Source organism: Agrobacterium sp. ICMP 6402 (assembly GCF_009498615.1).
Taxonomy (GTDB): domain Bacteria; phylum Pseudomonadota; class Alphaproteobacteria; order Rhizobiales; family Rhizobiaceae; genus Agrobacterium; species Agrobacterium burrii.
Genome location: NZ_QSNV01000001.1, coordinates 901804 through 916589, shown reverse-complemented (window position 1 = coordinate 916589; position 14786 = coordinate 901804). Strand labels below are relative to the sequence as shown.

Below are 14786 nucleotides of genomic sequence, written 5' to 3'. Positions count from 1 at the left end.
TCACTTGCCCCGGTTTGGTGAAGAGATCGGGCGGTCGCTGCCAGCACCGATGAAGTCGATGACTTCAAGGGCCTGTGGGCAATCCAGATAGTCATTGCGGTCGATTGCCGCCGCATTGCCGCGGATCGTGCCTTCGGCCTCGAAAACCTGTTTGAAGACGCGCCGGACCTTGTGAATATCCGCCCGTTCAATGCCGGCACGTGTCATGCCGACCACATTGAGGCCGCCGAGAATACCGGGGTTGCCGTTCAACATGCCATAGGGAATGACGTCGTAGTTAACCGCCGACAGCCCGCCGATGAAGGCCTGACGGCCGATGCGGGTAAACTGGTGCACGGCACAGCCGCCGCCAAGAATAGCGCGGTCTTCGATAGTCACATGACCCGCCAGCATCACATTATTCGACAGGACGATATGGTTGCCGAGGAGGCAATCATGCGCCACATGCGAATTGGCGAGGAACAGATTGTCGTCGCCGACAATGGTTTTGCCGCCACCATCAGAACTGCCGGCGTTCATCGTCACGCCTTCGCGCATGATGCAGCGTTCGCCGATCTCGAGCGTCGTTTCCGACCCATCGTGACGAATCGCCTGCGGCGTGCCGCCGATGACCGCCATGGGATGGATCACTGATCCACGGCCGACAACGGTCAAGCCGGAAACGACAGCATGATTGTGCAATATGACATCGTCGTGCAACGTGACCTTTGCACCGACATAGCTGAGCGCGCCGATGACAACATTTTCACCGATAACCGCGCCGTCTTCGACAATGGCGGTCGGGTGAATTCTGGCCGAGGCGGCGATCTTGCTCATTGCTGGTCCTCGGGGATCATCATCGCACCGACATCGGCTTCCGCCACCAGCGCGCCTTCCACCTTCGCCTCACAATGGAATTTAAAGACATTGCCGCGCTGGCGCTGCTTGACGACGTGGATTTCCAGACGATCGCCGGGGATCACGGGTTTGCGAAAACGCGCATTGTCGATTGTCATGAAATAGACGAGGTGACCGCCCTCGCCCTGACTGCGAGCGCATATCGCACCAGCCGTCTGGGCCATCGCTTCAACGATCAGAACGCCCGGCATGATCGGCCGGTCCGGGAAATGGCCGGTAAAATGCGGTTCGTTGACCGTGACATTCTTGATGCCGGTCGCCGAATTGTTACCATCGATATCGATGATCTTGTCGATCAGCAAGAATGGGTAACGATGCGGCAGAAGCTTCATGACTTCCAGAATGTCAGCCGCGCCGAGCGTCGTCTTCGTTTCTTCAGTCATTGTTTTTCTCTCCTGTTTTTTTATCACGCGCTTCAGCGCGTGCCAGAATTTCGGCCATGTCGCGCAGGAAATATTTCATTGGACGCGCAGGCGTTCCGCCGTAACGGGCGCCGGCCGGAACATCGGCGACCACACCGCTCATTGCTGCGATCTGCACGCCGTCACCAATAGTGATATGGCCATTGACGCCCGCCGCGCCGCCGATCATCACGCCATCGCCGATGCGGGTGCTGCCGGCAATGCCGACCTTGCTGACGATGCCACAATGGCGGCCGATGCGAACGTTGTGGCCGATCTGGACCTGATTGTCGATTTTGGTGCCTTCGCCGATGACGGTATCATCCATCGTGCCGCGATCGATCGTGGTATTGGCCCCGATCTCGACATTGTCCTGAATGATGACCCGGCCGATCTGCACGATTTTCAGCATGCCGCGCGGACCGGGGGCATAACCGAAACCGTCTTGACCGATGCGTGCACCATTATGGATAATCACATTGTTGCCAATGAGGGCCACAAGAATGCTCGCGCCACCGGCAATGGTGCAATCGCGTCCCACCTGCACATGCGGTCCGATGATGACACCGGGGCCAATCCGTGTGCCGGCACCAATATGAGCACCGGCGCCGATCACGGCGAGCGGCTCAACGATCACGCCCGCCTCCAGCTTCGCCGACGGGTCGACATGGGCAGCCGGAGAAATCTCGGCCTCCATCGGCGCAATCGTCGCAGGACGCATGGCGGAGGGATGCAGCAAAGCACCCACCTGCGCAAAAAGCGTATGCGGATTTTTCGATATCAGTGCCGGAATGTGAGGCGGAAGCATATCCGCCAGCGCCGCGTCACAAATGACGGCACCAGCCTCGCAGGTCTGCAACTCGTCACGGTTCTTGCGGGTGAGAATATAGCAGAGCTGATCGGGTTTTGCGCGGTAGACCGGCGCGACGGACCTGATGATCCGCTCTCCTGCTGTCTCATCAGACAGTTCCGCCCCAAAACGGTCTGCGATGTCTTTCAATCGCAGTCCCTCGTGGGGCGGAAAAAAGGCGTTGTATTCCATTAGCCGGACACTCCAGAACGTTCAAAGTTGCAGTTCTGGACTGCCGATATCAGAAAGTGTTGGACATGCCAAACCGGAAACGCTGTTCCTCGTCATAGTCTTCCTTGGCGATCGGCACCGCGTAGTCGACGCGGATCGGACCGAAGGGCGATGCCCACATCACGCCGATACCAGCAGATGCGCGGATGGAGTTGTCATCCTTTACACCGGTGCTGTTGGCGACCTTGTTGCCGTAAAGCGTACCGGCATCGACGAAACCAGCCAGACGCAGGCCGAAATCTTCCGGAACACCAGGCATCGGGGCGGTGACTTCAGCAGAAGCTGCGAAGTAGGTCGTGCCGCCGATGGAGTCGGAACCGATGCGCGGGCCGATACCGTCGTTCTTGAAGCCGCGAACCTGACGGCCACCGAACTTGAACTGATCGAATACCAGCAGATTGTCGCCAGTCGGAACAACATGACCCGCCTGACCGGTGAGCGAGCCGATAACATCGTACTCGTCCGACAGCGTGTAATAGAAGCGCGCCTTGGCGTAGATCTTGTAATATTCGGAATCGCCGCCGAGACCTGCAAATTCGTTCGTCAGGGCAGCCTGCCAGCCTTCGCGCGGCATGTTGCGGTCATCGAGCGTATTGTAGTTCAGCGTGTTGGAGATGATGGACTGCGTCCAGTCACCACCACGGATCAGAGCCTTGTAGGGCTCGGCAAGATTGCTGCCGGTTTCCCAATCGCCTTCGCCATCATAATTGATCTGCTTGTAGGTATACTTGAACGTCGTCGAGAGGTCTTCGGTGATCGGCGCGGTCACGCGCAGCGAGAAGCCCTGCTCGTCGTAATCGTAATAGTCTTCGCTACGGCTCTGGCTCTTGAACAGGTCGAAACCTGCGGCGAGGCGATAGCCGAGGAAATAGGGCTCGGTGAAGGACAGCGTGTAGGTACGCGCGTCGTCTTCACCCGCACCGGCGGCGAGACGAATATACTGACCACGACCGAGGAAGTTCTTTTCTTCGATGGAAGCTTCAAGCAGAACGCCGTCGTTCTGCGAGTAACCAGCACCAATACCGAACGAACCCGTCGACTGGTCCTCAACATCGACAACGATCACGACGCGGTCAGGCGCGCTGCCGCCGGCGGTCGAGATGTTGACCTTCGAGAAATAACCCAGCGCTTCGAGACGACGCTTTGCCGCCGTGATGATCGTCTGGTTGAAAGCATCGCCTTCGGAAATATCGAATTCGCGGCGGATAACGTAATCACGCGTGCGGGTGTTGCCGCGGATTTCGATACGCTCGACATAAGCGCGCTCGCCCTGATCTACGATATAGGTCACACCGATGGTGTTGCCGGACATGTCGCGGTCGCCGCGCGGCGTTACGCGGGCGAAAGGATAACCTTCGCCGGCGACGCGCTTGGAAATCGCTTCCATGCTCTGCTGAACTTCCTTGGCGCTGTAGCTGGCGCCCTGGCGGGTTTCAACGAGGCCCTGCAATTCAGAACCATCAACACCCGGAACGGTCGATTCGACGGCGACGTTGCCGAAGTCGTATTTCTTGCCTTCATCCACCGTGATGGAGATGGTGTATTCGTTCTTGGACTCGTCCAGTACAGCGTCGGACGACACGACCCGGAAGTCGGCATAGCCGCGGTTGTAATAGAACTGGCGCAGCGCCTCTTCGTCAGCGCGCAGCTTGTCCTCGTTATAGACGTCCTTACGCGTCAGGAACGACAGCATGTTGGACTTCTTGGTATTGATGACGGCGGCCAGACGACCGTCGCTATAGGAATTGTTGCCGACGAAATCGATGCGGCCAATCTTGGTACGCTCACCTTCGTTGATGACGAAAGCGATGTTCACACGGCCCTGACCGACGGAAACGGTCTGCGTGGTGATTTCGACGTCACTGCGGCCGATTGCGGCATAAGCTTCCTTGATGCGGGCAATATCCGCCGTCACGATAGCCTGATTGAACGGGCCGAGCGACTGGGTCTGCACGATGCCGACGAGCTTGTCGTCCTTGATCTTGCGGTTGCCGTTGAAGACCACCTGGTTGACCAGCTGGTTCTCATTGACGGTCACGACCAGCGTGCTGCCGGAAACGCGCATGGAGACATTCGAGAAGTAACCGGTGGCGTAAAGACGCTTCACCGATTCATCGATGTCCGAATTGGAAAAGTTCTTACCCGGCGCAATGGTGATGTTGGAACGCACGGAGTCCGCACCGGACCTCTCGGCCCCGCGAACATCGATCTTGCTGATAACGGCTGCGTTTGCAGCACCAGCAGAGGCAAGCACGCCAAGGCCCGCAACCGAAGAAACACCAGCAGACAGCGCAACCGCCGACACAGCGTTCAAAAATCTTGAACCAGCCTTCATTTCAAATCTTACCTTTTTACGTTGTCCCTCAGCGGGCGGAACCCGACTCCGGCCATGTGCGTCGTTTTACCTGCTTTTCCCCTACAAGCAAGTCAGAACGTTAAATTCTGTTTACTTCGTGATCCAGAGTGGCTCATTCGCCACTTCGGCATAAAAACAAGGTAAACAAGCCCTTAACAAAACCGTTAAAACACAATCCTCAGCCAATCAAGCTGCTGATATCATTCCATGTTGCAAAAACCATAAGACCCAGAATCATTGCCATACCAATACGGAATGCTACTTCCTGCGCGCCGACACCAAGCGGCCTGCCGCGGATGGCCTCGATGGCGTAAAAAACCAGATGTCCACCGTCCAGAACCGGGACAGGCATCAGGTTCAGAAGGCCGATCGACACGGAAAGCACGGCGGCGAGCTGGATCACGGCCGAAATGCCGAGCGTCGCCATCTGGCCGGATGCCTGTGCGACACGGACGGGGCCGCCGAGCTGATCGGCATTCATGCGCCCGGTCACGAGATTGCCGATATAGTTGAAGGTGCCGGTGATGACGTGGCCCGTTTCGCGCACGCCTTCCATCAGCGCCTGCGTCGGCGAATATTCAATATGGCGGAAATTGCCGCTGGTCTGGTCGGTGACGATGCCGATGATGCCCATTTCCAGCTTGTTGCCGAACTGGTCCGTGGTTTCGGTGCGGGTCGGAACCATCGGCAGCTTCAGTTCCTCGCCTGCCCTTTCGACAGTCACGGTGATCGGCGTGCCCGGCCGGATGCCGACATAACGGCGGACATCCTCGAAGGTCACGACTTTTTCGCTGTCGATTGCCACCAGACGGTCACCCGGGCGCACGCCGGCGGCGGCAGCGGCGCTGTTTTCACGCACCGAGGCCACGATCGGATCGGAGATCATCCGGCCATAAACACCGAACAGGACCGCGAAGATGAGAATCGCCAGAATGAAGTTGGCTATGGGACCGGCGGCGACCGTCGCCGCCCTTTTCCAGAGCTTTGCACCGGAAAGCGTCTGCGCCCTCTCCTCCAGCGACATATGCGACAGGCCGGAACTATCCGGCTTGCTCGCTGCATCTTCGTCGCCGAAGAACTTGACGTAGCCGCCGAGCGGGATTGCGGAAATCTTCCATCTCGTGCCGTGCCGGTCGGTAAAGCCGATCAGTTCCGGGCCGAATCCGATGGAAAAAGCTGTCGAGCGGATGCCGCTCCAGCGGCCGACGAGATAGTGGCCCATTTCATGGACAAAAACGAGCAGTGACAGCACCAGGACGAAGGGCACGATGTAGCCGGTCAGAAAACCGGTCGCCGCCATTACTGTGTTCATGACAATCTGCCCTTTATATCGTGACCTTTCGCGCCGCTTAGAAGCCCGGCAACAGACCGCCGCCCGATCCGGGCACGTCGCCTGTCGCTGCCGCATGCACGAAAGCAATGAGGAATACCGTAAAGCAGGCAAAAACAAGACCGTCAACACGGTCCATGAAGCCGCCATGGCCCGGGATGAGATGGCCGGAATCCTTGACCTGAAAACGCCGTTTCACGAAGGATTCAAAAAGATCGCCGATCTGGCTGAAGACCGAGAGGATAAGCGCAAGCCCAAGTATCAGCAGGCTGATCCTGCCGTGATAGGCGAGCGACACCACGCCGCCGCCGATCAACGCAGCCACGGCCCCACCGATGGCGCCAGACCAGGTCTTGCCGGGCGAGATCGCCGGCGCAAGCTTTGGTCCGCCAATGGCGCGCCCGACGAAATAAGCCAGAATATCCGTCGACCAGACAACGGCGAAAATGAACAGGATAGAAACGAAGCCGGTCAACTCGTCGCCACGAATGGCAGCCAGCGAAATGCCGCTGAGACCAGCATAGATGATGCCGCCCACCAGCCACCAGTTCTTGCCGCGCAGGACAGGGAAAAGTGCGGCTGTCAGCGTAAAACCTGACAGTAGCGGCAGATCAAGCGAGGGTTCGCCAAAAATCGTGTTGCCGGCGATGACGGCGACCGCAAACCAGCCCCAGGCATTGCCGGTGGAGTTGGTTTCGGACAGCCGGGTAACCGTCGACCATTCATAATAGATGAGGATCGCCAGAAGACCGGCCACGATACGGAACAGGATGCCGCCATACCAGGTGGCGGCCAATATGACCGCCGCCATGACGATTGCGGATACGATCCGCAGTCTGAGTTCACGGCTCATCAGGCGCCTGCCACGGCAACCTGCTCGGCGATGGCGCCGAAGCGGCGATTACGCGTTGCATATTGCTCGATTGCGGAAAAGAAGAGTTGCCTGTCGAAGTCGGGCCAATATTCGGGAACGAACAGGAACTCGGAATAGGCTGCCTGCCAGAGCAGAAAGTTCGACAGGCGCTCTTCGCCGCTGGTGCGGATGATGAGATCCGGATCCGGCATTCCGCACGTATCAAGTCTCGCCGAAATCATCTCCGGCGTGATCGATGCGGCATCCAGCCGGCCTTCGGCGACATCGCGGGCGATCGCCATCGTCGCGCGGGTAATCTCGTCACGGCTGCCGTAATTGAAGGCGATCACCAGCGTCAGCTTGGTGTTATCAGCCGTCATCTGCTCGGCTTCTTCGAGAAGAGAGCGGATGTCGTTCTTCAGGCCCTGCCGGTCGCCGATAATGCGCACGCGGACATTTTCACGATGCAGTTCCGCAAGGTCGCGCCGGATGAAGGCCTTCAGAAGCCCCATCAGATCGCTCACCTCGGATTCGGGCCTGCGCCAGTTTTCCGAGGAGAAGGCGAAAAGCGTGAGATAGCTGATGCCGCAGTCGCCGGCCGCACGCACAGTCTCGCGCACGGCCTCAACCCCGCGGCGATGCCCCATCACGCGCGGGAGACCGCGCTGTTTTGCCCAACGCCCATTTCCATCCATGATGATGGCGACGTGCTCGGGTATTGAGGAACGTGTCGTCGTCGGCATATCGATCCATTAACAGGCAGTGCGGAATTGAAACGAATAAAATACAGGGCTATCGCAAGCGATATCACACCTGCATGATTTCCCTTTCCTTCTCGCCAAGCAAGCGTTCAATATCGGAAATCGTGTCGTCGGTCATTTTCTGGACCTTTTCAGACTGTCCACGGCTCTCGTCCTGACCGATGTCTCCGTCCTTTTCGGCTTTTTTCAGGCCGTCCATGCCATCGCGACGCACATGGCGAATCGCCACCTTGGCTTTTTCGGCATAGTCGTGGGCCACCTTGACGAGCGATTTGCGGCGCTCTTCGTTGAGTTCAGGCAGCGGAATTCTCAAGTTCTGGCCATCGACGATCGGGTTGAGGCCGAGATTGGATTCGCGAATGGCGCGGTCGACGGCGTTGACCATCGACTTGTCCCAGATGTTGACGCCAAGCATGCGCGGCTCAGGAACCGTGATGTTGGCAACCTGATTGAGCGGCACGCGCGAGCCATAAGCTTCAATGGTCACCGGATCGAGAATATTGGCCGAAGCACGGCCGGTGCGCAGCGATGCGATATCGCTCTTGAATGCATTGATGGCGCCATCCATGCGGCGCTTGATATCGTTGAGGTCAATACCACTCATCTAGATACTCCATCTCTATCGGCCTTTCCGGCCGTAATTCGCCCCAGGGGCGGCGTCTTTTCTTGATTACTTGTCGTGCACGATGGTCTTGCGACCACCGCCGGTCAATATCTGTGCGAAACCGCCCTTCTCGTGGATCGAGAAGACAATGATCGGGATATGGTTTTCGCGGGCAAGCGCCACAGCGGCGATATCCATGACCGCCAGCCCCTTGCCGAGCACTTCGCTATGGGTCAGCTCGTCGAAACGGGTGGCCGTCGGGTCCTTCTTGGGATCGGCGGAATAGATGCCGTCCACCTGGGTGCCCTTGAAGATCGCCTCGGCACCCATTTCGGCGGCCCGCAGCGCTGCGGCAGAATCGGTGGTGAAGAAGGGGTTGCCCGTGCCGCCGGCAAAAATCACCACGCGGCCCTGCGCGAGGTGGTGAAGGGCCGCACGCTGCGAGAAGCTCTCACAAATCTCGGGCATGGCGATTGCGGAGAGAACGACGGTGTCGATGCTGAGCTTGCGCAGCGAGGTCGCCAGCGCCAGCGCGTTGATGATGGTTGCCAGCATGCCCATATGGTCGCCGGTGACACGGTCGCCGCCCTTGGAGGCCACGGCCACGCCGCGGAAAATATTGCCGCCGCCGACGACGACGCCGACTTCAACACCCATCGCCCTCGCTTCGGCAATATCGGAGGCGATCCGGTCGGCCACCGCCACATCGATACCGAAACCCTGGTCACCCATGAGGGCTTCACCGGAAGCCTTGAGAAGAACACGTTTGTAGATCGGCTTGGAAGACATCATGACTCCTCGGAAATGTAACCGAAACGCGGATACACGAAGGGCACCGCGTTGTCACGCGATGCCCTCCCGTTTTCCCAAGATTGGGTAAATATAATCAGCCCTTGGCGACTGCGGCGACTTCTGCTGCGAAATCGCTTTCTTCCTTCTCGACGCCTTCGCCGAGCAGCAGGCGAACCATGCCCGTCACTTCGATGGAAGCGCCAGCTTCCTTTTCGGCTTCCTTGACGGCAGCGCCGACAGTGATGTCGGGGTTGATGACGAAAGCCTGCGACAGAAGGGCGACCTCTTCGAAGAACTTGCGCATGCGGCCATCAACCATCTTTTCGATGATGGCTTCCGGCTTGCCGGATTCGCGGGCCTGTTCGATGAAGACGTTGCGTTCGCGCTCGGCAACTGCGGCATCGACTTCTTCCGAGCGGATGGCGAGCGGGTTGGTCGCAGCAATGTGCATGGCGACCTGGCGGCCGATGGAGTTCAGAACAGCCTTGTCGCCAACCGACTTCAGGGCAACCAGAACGCCGAGCTTGCCGATGCCGTCGCCGGCAGCGTTGTGAATGTAGGTCGCGACAACGCCGTGCTCGACTTCGAGCGCAGCCGAACGACGCAGCGTCATGTTTTCGCCGATGGTGGCGATCGCGTCCTTGATGCTGTCGGAAACGGACTTGCCGGTCGCCGGGTAGGTTGCGGCGCCAACAGCCTCAACGGTGCCGTTGGTGGAGAGAGCGACCTGGGCGATACCACGGATGAGGTCCTGGAACGCGTCGTTACGGGCAACGAAGTCGGTCTCGGAGTTGAGTTCGACAACAACAGCCTTGTGACCCATGGTGGCGACGCCGATCAGACCTTCGGCAGCCGTGCGGCCGGACTTCTTGTCAGCCTTTGCGATGCCCTTGGCGCGCAGCCAGTCGATCGCCGCTTCCATGTCGCCATTGGTCTCAGCAAGAGCCTTCTTGCAGTCCATCATGCCTGCGCCGGATTTCTCGCGCAGTTCCTTCACCATTGCGGCTGTGATTTCGGTCATTGTTTGCCTCTTATCGGTTCGATCGGTCAGCAGGCAGAATTTGCCGTGCCGAATTCTGGGTGATGAGTGTACCCGGCCGCACACCCTTTGAAACCGGAGAGGATTTCAGGAAAGGGGTATGCGCATTCCCAAGTGCTGCGGCGTCTCCATACATCGAAATGATGGGTGCCGTCGAAGTGTGACAGCGTTATGAAGGCCGTCACCGCATTTCAACCACATCGAACGCCAAGCCTTCACCGAAGACCCGACGGAGCGGTATGAAACGAACAAGGCCGTCAACCCACTGAAGGTCTTTGACGGCCTTGTCATATCCTTATCGAGGAGACGGCGACTAAGAAATCGCCGCCAGACAGGGCCTTTATCAGGCGCCAGCCTCATCTTCGAGCGCGGGCTCGATCGGAGCTTCTTCCGAAGCGCCGATGTCACGGCCGGAAGCGCCCTGCTGACGTGCGATACCGTCGATGGCAGCGCGGGCGATCAGGTCGCAATAAAGCGAGATGGCGCGCGATGCGTCGTCGTTACCGGGGATCGGGTAGTCGATGTGATCCGGGTCGCAGTTGCTGTCGATGATCGCAACGACCGGAATGCCAAGACGCTTGGCTTCTTCGATCGCGATCTTTTCCTTGTTGGTGTCGATGATGAACATCAGGTCCGGAACGCCGCCCATATCGCGGATACCGCCGAGAGCCTTTTCAAGCTTTTCGCGCTCGCGCTCAAGGTTCAGGCGTTCCTTCTTGGAATAGCCGGAGCCTTCCGAGTTCAGGATTTCGTCAACCTTGCGCAGACGCTGGATCGAGTTGGAAATCGTCTTCCAGTTGGTCATCATGCCGCCGAGCCAGCGGGAGTTGACGTAATACTGGGCCGAACGCTTTGCGCTGTCGGCGATGATTTCGGACGCCTGACGCTTGGTGCCGACGAACAGAACGCGGCCGCCACGAGCAACGGTGTCGGACACGACCTGAAGGGCGCGCGACAGCATCGGAACGGTCTGAGCCAGGTCGATGATGTGGATGTTGTTACGGTCGCCGAAGATGTACGGCTTCATCTTCGGGTTCCAGCGATGCGTCTGGTGGCCGAAGTGAATGCCAGCTTCCAGAAGCTGACGCATAGAAAAATCGGGCAATGCCATGCCTAGTTACTCCTTTTCCGGTTTAACCCCCGCGAAGCAAACAGCGCCGTTTTATCGGCACCACCGGGCGGAACGGACCGGATTTCTCCCGGAACATCCCAAGCTTCGCGTGTGGAATGGTGAGGCGCATACAATCGCCCCAGATAAAAAGCAAGCTTTTATGCAAAAAAACCGCGCGAACAGCCCGCCTTTCAGCGAACCGGCTTGTTTTCGCAGGTTCCCGGCTTGAGAATATCAAGCTTCGCCAGTTTGCCGGTCAGAACAAAATCGCCGTAATCCATGGTCAGATCGCGGGTGATTCCGTTTTCGTAAAGCTTGAAGGACATGCGGTAGATCGGTAGCGAATCCGTTCCCGTCTTGTCGTTATAATAGGCGATAGTGACAGGCCAGAATGCGGCTTTCGCAAATTCGCCCGCCTTTACGGCGTCAGCATCGCCATCCTTCGGCATCTGCGACTTGCCTACCAGCGTCGAGGTGATCAGGCTTTCATCGCCATCATCGGAACCGTCGAAAATCCGGGATTCGAAGATACGCTTTCCCTGTTTCGCATGTTCGATGACCTGAAACATATGCTGCGTCGGGAATTCGCTGGCGACGAGACTGACCTGGCGGGCATCGGGCATCGTCAAATCGACCTTGACGCCGTCGGTGTTGTCGATTGCCGCCCCCTGCACTTCCTTGTCCAGCTTGTCGTCGGTGTAGGACTTGGTCTCGAAGGTAAACTTCTTCGCAGCCAGATCCTCGAAGGTCGTGGTCTGCTGGTCGGTCATGCGCACCGCGTCGCCGGTGTTGATCTGCGTCACGAAACGGAAATCCGTCTTATAACCCTGACAGGCCGAGCCGGTGAATTCATAGACCATGCGGCCCGTCATGCCCTCGATGCCGGAGCGATCGGACGCGTCCTTGAGTTCGAGATCGTAGACGGCGCGATGGGCGACGAGGTCCGGAACCGCCACCGGCAAGGCATTGGCGGCGTTTGACAGGCCGGTCATAAGCCCTGTTGCGGCAACAAAACCAAGCGTCCTGACAAACATGCAATATCTCCTGTTGGACTCGCTGCTCATATTGTACAAGCAACCGCCCGGCTTTTGGATCAACATCTTCTGAATGCCGGATTCTTGAAGGATTTACAACAAAACCGGAGACGAAAATGTCTGATGTCATCGAAGGCCGCCTCAAGGAACTTGGCTTTACGCTTCCCGTAGCCGCAGCACCAGCCGCAAACTACGTTCCCTTCACCATCAGCGGCAATCTTCTGTATGTATCGGGTCAACTGCCGATGGAATCTGGCAAGATTGCGGTGACGGGCCTTGTTGGCCGCGACATCGACGTTGCGGGAGCCCAGCGCGCCGCCGAATTATGCGCCGTCAATATTCTCGCGCAGGTCAAGGCCGCATTGAACGGCGACCTCTCGAAAATCCGCCGCGTCATCAAGCTGAACGGCTTCGTTGCCTCCGTTCCGGAATTCGTTGAACAGCATCTCGTCATCAACGGCGCATCCAATCTTCTCGCCAATGTTCTCGGTGATGCCGGCAAACATGCCCGCGCCGCCGTCGGCATGGCCTGCCTGCCCTTCAATGCCGCCGTCGAGATCGACGCCATCGTGGAAATCGACGCATGACGCTAAAACTTTCCTGGCTGACGGCCCAGCCCGTCGCCCATCGCGGTTATCATGATCTCAACAAGGCGGTCTGGGAAAATACGCTTTCCGCCTTTTCCCGCGCCGTCGAAGCCGGTTTTGCCATCGAATGCGATGTTCAGCTGGCAGCCGACAGCGTGCCAGTGATTTTTCACGACGACGACATGGCCCGGCTGACCGGCATCAAGGGCGACGTGCGCGAACGCACGTCGGGTGAACTGGCCATGCTTTCGGTCGGCCAGACGAAGGATCGTGTTCCGACGCTGAAGCAGCTTCTGGCGCTCTGCGCCGGCAAGGTGCCGCTGGTGATCGAGCTGAAAGGCCGCAAGGGCGAAGGCGTCGATGACGGTTTTGCCGAGGCGGTTCTGGAGGACCTCGAGGGCTACAAGGGCCATGTGGCGCTGATGAGCTTCGACCACCACCTGCTGAAGGACCTGAAGGCTGCGGGGTCTCCCTGGCCGCTTGGTCTCACCGCCGAAGGCGACAAGCCGGAAGACTTCTTTAGTCATGACGAAGCGATGCAGCTTGGGCTTGATTTCATCTCCTATCATTGGGGTCACCTGCCCAACAGCTTCATCGAGGCGCAAAGAAAACTTGGGCTTCCGGTGATTACCTGGACGGTCAGGGATGAAAATGCGCGTGAGACTACCTATAAATATGCGGACCAGATGACATTCGAAGGTTTCGACCCGAGAGAGAACCCCTCCGCTACGGCATGACAGAAGACTATTCCATTCGCGTTGCGCAATCCCTGGGGGATATCGATCCGGAAAGCTGGAAACGGCTTTCCGGAACATCACGCAATACGTCAGGAAAACCATACAATCCTTTCATCTCTCACGCATTTTTATCATCGATGGAAGAGTCCGGATCGGCGACAGCCAAGACCGGCTGGCTTGGAAACCATCTGCTGCTCGAAAACGCGTCCGGGGATCTGGTCGGGGCGATACCGGCCTATCTGAAGAACCACAGCAAGGGCGAATATGTCTTCGACCATGGCTGGGCGGATGCTTTCGAGCGGGCTGGCGGTCATTATTATCCGAAACTGCAATGTTCGGTTCCCTTCACGCCGGCGACGGGGCCGCGGCTGCTCACTTCCGAAACCGTGGACGAAACACGCTTCAAGCCGCTTCTGGCCTCCGGCCTCGCGCAGGTGACGGAAAAGATCGGCGTCTCCTCCGCACATGTCACGTTTCTGCCCGAAGACGATCTTGCAGCACTTCTGCCCCGCGATTTCCTGCACAGGACCGACCAGCAATTCCACTTCATCAATGACGGTTATCGCGACCATGATGATTTTCTCGACGCTCTTTCCTCACGCAAGCGCAAGGGGCTGAAAAAGGAGCGCCGCGCGGCACTGGAAAACGGCATCGAAATCGACTGGCTAACCGGCAGCGATCTGACCGAGGACATCTGGGACCAGTTCTTCGCGTTCTATCTGGATACCGGCGGCCGCAAATGGGGCCGGCCCTATCTGACGCGGGAATTTTATTCGCTGATCGGCGAACGCATGGCCGACGATGTTCTGCTGGTGATGGCGAAACGCGACGGGCGTTATATCGCCGGTGCGATCAACTTTATTGGCTCGGACGCGCTTTACGGTCGTCACTGGGGCTGCATCGAGGAACATCCCTTCCTGCATTTCGAGGTCTGTTACCATCAGGCGATCGATTTTGCGCTTTCCAAGGGATTGAAACGGGTGGAAGCCGGTGCGCAGGGCGAGCACAAGCTGGCGCGCGGTTACGTGCCGGTCACCACCCATTCGGCGCATTTCATCGTCCATCCGGGCCTGCGCCGCGCCATTGCCGATTATCTTCAGCGCGAGCGCGAGGAAGTCGAGCATATTGGCGATTATCTTGATGAACACACGCCCTTCCGCAAGGGCGACAGACAGGAACACGAACCGGACGCATAATCTGCGA

Annotated in this window: 15 protein-coding genes; 3 read left to right on the top strand and 12 right to left on the bottom strand. The window is 58.3% G+C overall.

Features of this window, described 5'->3' with window-relative positions; all coding sequences use genetic code 11:
- From lpxA to DXT96_RS04555, 12 genes are all read right to left on the bottom strand, one after another.
- On the bottom strand, positions 1 to 816 hold the full coding sequence (gene lpxA / locus DXT96_RS04610; protein ID WP_153513642.1) for an acyl-ACP--UDP-N-acetylglucosamine O-acyltransferase: 816 nt from the start codon (positions 814 to 816) through the stop codon (positions 1 to 3).
- Positions 813 to 1280 carry a 3-hydroxyacyl-ACP dehydratase FabZ gene (fabZ, locus tag DXT96_RS04605; RefSeq protein ID WP_149897672.1) on the bottom strand — a complete coding sequence of 156 codons (468 nt, stop codon included), beginning with the start codon at positions 1278 to 1280 and terminating at the stop codon, positions 813 to 815. The genes lpxA and fabZ overlap by 4 nt, the downstream gene beginning before the upstream one ends.
- Positions 1273 to 2340 (bottom strand): UDP-3-O-(3-hydroxymyristoyl)glucosamine N-acyltransferase, encoded by a 1068-nt coding sequence (gene lpxD / locus DXT96_RS04600; protein ID WP_153513641.1) that lies wholly within the window; start codon positions 2338 to 2340, stop codon positions 1273 to 1275. Before lpxD ends, fabZ begins: the two co-directional genes overlap by 8 nt.
- A gap of 49 nt (positions 2341 to 2389) precedes the next feature.
- Positions 2390 to 4714 (bottom strand): outer membrane protein assembly factor BamA, encoded by a 2325-nt coding sequence (bamA, locus tag DXT96_RS04595; protein WP_149897674.1) that lies wholly within the window; start codon positions 4712 to 4714, stop codon positions 2390 to 2392.
- 199 nt (positions 4715 to 4913) lie between these two features.
- On the bottom strand, positions 4914 to 6035 hold the full coding sequence (gene rseP, locus DXT96_RS04590; RefSeq protein ID WP_174373110.1) for an RIP metalloprotease RseP: 1122 nt from the start codon (positions 6033 to 6035) through the stop codon (positions 4914 to 4916).
- A 49-nt stretch (positions 6036 to 6084) separates the two neighbouring features.
- Positions 6085 to 6918, bottom strand: coding sequence for a phosphatidate cytidylyltransferase (locus DXT96_RS04585; RefSeq protein WP_153513640.1), 834 nt, complete (start codon positions 6916 to 6918; stop codon positions 6085 to 6087).
- The gene (locus DXT96_RS04580; protein ID WP_046800233.1) at positions 6918 to 7661 is read right to left on the bottom strand and encodes an isoprenyl transferase; all 744 of its coding nucleotides are present in this window, start codon (positions 7659 to 7661) and stop codon (positions 6918 to 6920) included. The genes DXT96_RS04585 and DXT96_RS04580 overlap by 1 nt, the downstream gene beginning before the upstream one ends.
- Before the next feature lie 64 nt (positions 7662 to 7725).
- Positions 7726 to 8283, bottom strand: a complete 558-nt coding sequence (frr, locus tag DXT96_RS04575) for a ribosome recycling factor (protein WP_149897678.1) — start codon at positions 8281 to 8283, stop codon at positions 7726 to 7728.
- Positions 8284 to 8349: 66 nt separating this feature from the next.
- Entirely contained in the window at positions 8350 to 9072 is a 723-nt protein-coding gene (gene pyrH / locus DXT96_RS04570; protein ID WP_045018801.1) for a UMP kinase, read from the bottom strand.
- Positions 9073 to 9169: 97 nt separating this feature from the next.
- Positions 9170 to 10096, bottom strand: coding sequence for a translation elongation factor Ts (gene tsf / locus DXT96_RS04565; RefSeq protein WP_153513639.1), 927 nt, complete (start codon positions 10094 to 10096; stop codon positions 9170 to 9172).
- A gap of 361 nt (positions 10097 to 10457) precedes the next feature.
- Positions 10458 to 11225, bottom strand: a complete 768-nt coding sequence (rpsB, locus tag DXT96_RS04560) for a 30S ribosomal protein S2 (RefSeq protein WP_149897680.1) — start codon at positions 11223 to 11225, stop codon at positions 10458 to 10460.
- Positions 11226 to 11416: 191 nt separating this feature from the next.
- On the bottom strand, positions 11417 to 12259 hold the full coding sequence (locus tag DXT96_RS04555) for a cell envelope integrity EipB family protein (protein ID WP_153513638.1): 843 nt from the start codon (positions 12257 to 12259) through the stop codon (positions 11417 to 11419).
- Between the two features lie 116 nt (positions 12260 to 12375).
- Between DXT96_RS04555 and DXT96_RS04550 the strand changes: the two genes are divergently transcribed.
- From DXT96_RS04550 to DXT96_RS04540, 3 genes are read left to right on the top strand one after another with little or no spacing between them, the layout of a single operon-like run.
- On the top strand, positions 12376 to 12846 hold the full coding sequence (locus DXT96_RS04550) for a RidA family protein (RefSeq protein WP_153513637.1): 471 nt from the start codon (positions 12376 to 12378) through the stop codon (positions 12844 to 12846).
- Positions 12843 to 13583, top strand: coding sequence for a glycerophosphodiester phosphodiesterase (locus tag DXT96_RS04545; protein ID WP_174372655.1), 741 nt, complete (start codon positions 12843 to 12845; stop codon positions 13581 to 13583). Before DXT96_RS04550 ends, DXT96_RS04545 begins: the two co-directional genes overlap by 4 nt.
- A complete protein-coding gene (locus DXT96_RS04540) occupies positions 13580 to 14779 on the top strand; it encodes a GNAT family N-acetyltransferase (RefSeq protein WP_149897682.1) in 1200 nt (399 codons plus the stop codon). Before DXT96_RS04545 ends, DXT96_RS04540 begins: the two co-directional genes overlap by 4 nt.
- Positions 14780 to 14786: the final 7 nt, after the last annotated feature.

What these genes read in the sequence shown, in the direction of transcription:
- DXT96_RS04545 (WP_174372655.1), top strand. Translation starts at nt 12,843, where the DNA reads ATGACGCTAAAACTTTCCTGGCTGACGGCCCAGCCCGTCGCCCATCGC.
- rseP (WP_174373110.1), bottom strand. Translation starts at nt 6,035, where the DNA reads ATGGCGGCGACCGGTTTTCTGACCGGCTACATCGTGCCCTTCGTCCTG.
- DXT96_RS04580 (WP_046800233.1), bottom strand. Translation starts at nt 7,661, where the DNA reads ATGCCGACGACGACACGTTCCTCAATACCCGAGCACGTCGCCATCATC.
- DXT96_RS04550 (WP_153513637.1), top strand. Translation starts at nt 12,376, where the DNA reads ATGTCTGATGTCATCGAAGGCCGCCTCAAGGAACTTGGCTTTACGCTT.
- rpsB (WP_149897680.1), bottom strand. Translation starts at nt 11,225, where the DNA reads ATGGCATTGCCCGATTTTTCTATGCGTCAGCTTCTGGAAGCTGGCATT.
- lpxA (WP_153513642.1), bottom strand. Translation starts at nt 816, where the DNA reads ATGAGCAAGATCGCCGCCTCGGCCAGAATTCACCCGACCGCCATTGTC.
- DXT96_RS04540 (WP_149897682.1), top strand. Translation starts at nt 13,580, where the DNA reads ATGACAGAAGACTATTCCATTCGCGTTGCGCAATCCCTGGGGGATATC.
- frr (WP_149897678.1), bottom strand. Translation starts at nt 8,283, where the DNA reads ATGAGTGGTATTGACCTCAACGATATCAAGCGCCGCATGGATGGCGCC.
- tsf (WP_153513639.1), bottom strand. Translation starts at nt 10,096, where the DNA reads ATGACCGAAATCACAGCCGCAATGGTGAAGGAACTGCGCGAGAAATCC.
- fabZ (WP_149897672.1), bottom strand. Translation starts at nt 1,280, where the DNA reads ATGACTGAAGAAACGAAGACGACGCTCGGCGCGGCTGACATTCTGGAA.
- bamA (WP_149897674.1), bottom strand. Translation starts at nt 4,714, where the DNA reads ATGAAGGCTGGTTCAAGATTTTTGAACGCTGTGTCGGCGGTTGCGCTG.
- DXT96_RS04555 (WP_153513638.1), bottom strand. Translation starts at nt 12,259, where the DNA reads ATGTTTGTCAGGACGCTTGGTTTTGTTGCCGCAACAGGGCTTATGACC.
- lpxD (WP_153513641.1), bottom strand. Translation starts at nt 2,340, where the DNA reads ATGGAATACAACGCCTTTTTTCCGCCCCACGAGGGACTGCGATTGAAA.
- pyrH (WP_045018801.1), bottom strand. Translation starts at nt 9,072, where the DNA reads ATGTCTTCCAAGCCGATCTACAAACGTGTTCTTCTCAAGGCTTCCGGT.
- DXT96_RS04585 (WP_153513640.1), bottom strand. Translation starts at nt 6,918, where the DNA reads ATGAGCCGTGAACTCAGACTGCGGATCGTATCCGCAATCGTCATGGCG.